The organism is Bacillus sp. LR--39 (assembly GCF_053613335.1).
The window spans coordinates 1-850 of record NZ_JBSIOT010000589.1 but is presented as its reverse complement, the minus strand read 5'-3'; the positions used below and the strand labels follow the sequence as shown (position 1 = coordinate 850).

At 40.9% G+C, this 850-nt stretch carries 2 protein-coding genes; both read left to right on the top strand.

Annotated features, from left to right (window positions below; genetic code table 11):
- On the top strand, nt 1-174 hold a 174-nt coding region (locus ACWHAR_RS25130; RefSeq protein WP_452088190.1), incomplete at its 5' end, for a hypothetical protein.
- A gap of 137 nt (nt 175-311) precedes the next feature.
- A partial coding sequence (azoRB, locus tag ACWHAR_RS25125; protein ID WP_452088189.1) for an FMN-dependent NADH-azoreductase AzoRB occupies nt 312-850 on the top strand: 539 nt, incomplete at its 3' end.

The window sequence follows — 850 nt, the reverse complement described above, 5'->3', positions numbered from 1 at the left end:
CAGCTGCGGGCGTTTTTTGAACAGGCTGAGCAATCCTTTATCATGAAAAGGATGCCTGCGGATATTCAAGTGCCGCATGTCCCTCATTATCCTCGGATCAGTAAAGAACTGTCCGCGCTGTATTCCGGCTTGAGAACAGCTTTTGAAAAGAAAGCTGTTTGGAAAGTTAAATAATCTTTAATTCGAGATGTTTTACTTGAAAGTAAATTTCTTTGTCTCTATAATAAAGTCTAAGAGAGACAGAATAATCATTATGCATCTGTATGATAATAATTGATGTGTGATTTTTAAAAACGAAAGGGCTGGTAAAAATGGCAAAAGTATTATATATCACTGCTCATCCGCATGACGAAGCAACTTCGTACAGTATGGCAACAGGTAAAGCATTTATCGAATCTTACAAAGAAGCAAATCCAAATGATGAAGTTGTACATATCGATTTGTACAAAGAAAACATTCCGCACATTGACGCAGATGTATTTAGCGGATGGGGAAAGCTTCAGTCAGGTACAGGCTTTGAAGAGCTTTCTGAAAGCGAAAAAGCGAAAGTAGGCCGTTTGGGAGAGCTTAGCGATCAATTTGCATCAGCTGATAAGTACGTATTTGTTACTCCTTTATGGAACTTCTCATTCCCGCCAGTGATGAAAGCGTATCTCGATTCTGTTGCTGTTGCAGGAAAATCATTCAAATACACAGAACAAGGTCCTGTCGGCTTGTTGACTGATAAAAAAGCAATTCATATCCAAGCTCGCGGCGGCTACTATTCAGAAGGCCCTGCGGCTGAGATGGAAATGGGACACCGCTACATCGGCATCATGATGAACTTCTTCGGCGTACCATCATTCGAAGG